At 39.3% G+C, this 2,752-nt stretch carries 3 protein-coding genes; all 3 read right to left on the reverse strand.

From position 1 onward, the window contains the following. Nucleotides 1–138: 138 nt before the first annotated feature. Nucleotides 139–324, reverse strand: a complete 186-nt coding sequence (locus ACOVQ4_RS07610) for a hypothetical protein (RefSeq protein WP_421820055.1) — start codon at nucleotides 322–324, stop codon at nucleotides 139–141. Between the two features lie 18 nt (nucleotides 325–342). Then, complete coding sequence (locus tag ACOVQ4_RS07615; protein WP_421820056.1) at nucleotides 343–1,527, reverse strand: MFS transporter; 1,185 nt, start codon at nucleotides 1,525–1,527, stop codon at nucleotides 343–345. A 190-nt stretch (nucleotides 1,528–1,717) separates the two neighbouring features. Next, on the reverse strand, nucleotides 1,718–2,704 hold the full coding sequence (meaB, locus tag ACOVQ4_RS07620) for a methylmalonyl Co-A mutase-associated GTPase MeaB (RefSeq protein WP_421820057.1): 987 nt from the start codon (nucleotides 2,702–2,704) through the stop codon (nucleotides 1,718–1,720). Nucleotides 2,705–2,752 lie beyond the last annotated feature (48 nt).

Here is a 2,752-nt window from a genome sequence, read left to right on the forward strand (position 1 = left end):
TAACAGGAAAGATTAAATGAATGATAAATCTAAGTGCCTTTCTAGTAGTATACCTCGGATTATGAGAGTATTCTGATAACAGATATACCATTAACAAATAACCTTTTTCATTTAAATGAACTGTCTATTAAATACATGCTACACAAACTGCTTCAGCATATATTTACGACGAAGTTGATTCAATAAAAACTTCTTTTGTGCCGTAAAGCTTTCGGGATGCATTTCATTAAAAATCTTTTTCAATTCCGAGAAATGTTTTGGATTATCCCATAAAAACATTTCAGCATTGATATTTTTTTCTTCGAGATATTGCTCAAATACCATGATTTTGTGATTTAAACATTAAGCAGTAAGCTGCTTTTTATGATTCTTACGTAATATTACTAAATACCCCAAACTTACCAAAGATAATACTGCTGCAATAATGTACGAATAGGGGAGGTTTTCGACATTACCTTGATACAGTTTTCCTGCCACAACTGCTCCTATGCCTATTCCTGCTTCAAGAGCAATATACATTGTGGCCATGGCACGTCCACGGTAGCGTTCATCTGACAAATCTACTGTCCAGGCAGTGAGGGTAGGGGTGTTGAAACCCCACGAAAAACCAAATAAAATGGAGGCAATCATCAAAGCTGTAAAGTTATGGGCATATCCTAAAATTAGCATCGATACCGCAAGTAGAACACTAGAAATAATGAGGACTGGAATACGCCCATATTTATCAGAACTTTTGGCAAAAAACATTCTCACCACCAATGATGCGATGGTATAAACCGTAAAGAATATTCCTTTATTGCTCATGCCAAGCATTTTGGTTTGGTCAGGAACGAGGGTCAAAATAACACCCGATGAAAACGACACTAATAGCATCACCAAAAAAGTAGGAATTACTCTCGGTTCGAAAACATCGACCCAACCGATTTTGAAAAGTTTTAATGAAAATGGCTGTTTTTGAGCTTTAGGAAGTGTTTCTTTCATATTTACCAAAATCAAAATTGATAATAAGGCAAATGATGAAGAAGTATAAAACATCGTGTTGATTGAAAACAAGTCGGTGAGATACCCGCCTATCGTTGGCCCCATCGACATCCCTGTAGCCGTAAAAATACCCAACATTCCTTGTGCTTCGCCGCGCCTGTCCTCGGGAATAATATCGGCCACATAGGCAGATGTGGCAGTTGGCTTAGTGCCTGTAGACATCCCATGAATAAATCTTAAAAAAAGGAAAGTTGCCACGCCAGTCACCCAAGGATATATACCTCCGCAAATAAAACACACCACCGAACCAAAAGCCATAATAGGCACTCGCCCGATTGTGTCGGTAAGTTTGCCAGAAAAGGGTCTAGAGATACCTGCGGTGAGGGTAAAAAGTGCAATGATGTATCCGATATATTCTTTGCCACCCATCGAGGCCAAATAATCTGGCAACTCAGGAATCATCATTTGGAAACTAGCAGAAAAAAGGAAATTACTCAAACATAAAAGCCAAAATTGAAGTGTATAAATAGAATTTGTTTTTGTCATGTTACTAATTAGATTATTTCAAGATTCATAGGCTCCTCTTGATGGAGTTATGAGAATATAAGTAGCAGGAAAGATTAAATTAATAGTATCTCAAAGGTAAAGATTGAGTATAACCTTTTGACTATGATTGTATTACAATAACTGATATACTATTAACTAAAAACGTCTTTTTACTTATATATCAAGAATGTCAGTGATTTTCAAAAAGCTCCAATAACTCAAGAGCTGCCTTAATCGGTAATTTTTGCCCTTCTGTTACTGCTGATTCGATGCTCGAAAGCTCTTGTTGAATCTGTGGATTTTGGTAAAATTTTTCTTCTAATGTTTGCCTAATAAAATCGTGCATCCATGCTAGATTTTGTTGCTTTCGGTTACTAAAGAAATATCCATTTTGCTGTAAAAGTTCACGATGCGCAAGGATAGTTTTCCAAACGTCGTCTATACCCACGTGTGTGACTGCCGAGCAGGTCAATACTTTGGGATACCATCCACTACCACTGGCAGGGAATAAGTGTAAAGCATTTTCATAGGAAACCTTGGCCTGACGGGCTTGTAGCTCATTACCCGAATCCGATTTGGTAATGGCCACCAGATCAGCCATTTCCATGATGCCTTTTTTGATGCCTTGGAGCTCATCTCCAGCACCTGCCAACATGAGTAATAGGAAAAAATCTACCATCCCATGCACAAACGTTTCTGATTGTCCAACGCCAACAGTTTCGACGATAATTACTTCAAAACCTGCCGCTTCGCATAGCAACATCGTTTCACGTGTTTTGTGGGTGACGCCTCCCAATGAGATACCCGCAGGCGAAGGTCTGATATACGCCAATGGGTCTCTCGAAAGTTCTTCCATACGAGTTTTATCGCCGAGAATACTGCCCTTCGAAAGTTGACTACTCGGGTCAATAGCCAGTACTGCTATTTTTTTTCCTTGATTGGTCAAGTGTTTTCCAAAGGTTTCTATAAAAGTACTTTTCCCAACGCCTGGTACCCCAGTAATGCCTACTCGAACCGAGCCACCTGTATGTGGCAAGAGTGTTTCGAGTACTTCTCGGGCCAGCGCCTTATCTGTATCAAGCTGACTTTCGATTAGGGTAATAGCTCTGCTTAGTATCATTCGGTTGCCTTCCAATACGCCAGCAACGTATTCGTCCTTGCTAAGTCGTTTTCTCATTTGGTTTTGTTTTTTAGGGGTTAGTGAATAGGGGTTTAGTGAACAGGG

Source organism: Flectobacillus sp. (genome assembly GCF_049240685.1).
Classification (GTDB): Bacteria; Bacteroidota; Bacteroidia; order Cytophagales; family Spirosomataceae; genus Flectobacillus.

Excerpts from the sequence above, each read along its gene's own strand:
- meaB (WP_421820057.1), bottom strand. The coding sequence starts at position 2,704 with ATGAGAAAACGACTTAGCAAGGACGAATACGTTGCTGGCGTATTGGAA.
- ACOVQ4_RS07615 (WP_421820056.1), bottom strand. The coding sequence starts at position 1,527 with ATGACAAAAACAAATTCTATTTATACACTTCAATTTTGGCTTTTATGT.
- ACOVQ4_RS07610 (WP_421820055.1), bottom strand. The coding sequence starts at position 324 with ATGGTATTTGAGCAATATCTCGAAGAAAAAAATATCAATGCTGAAATG.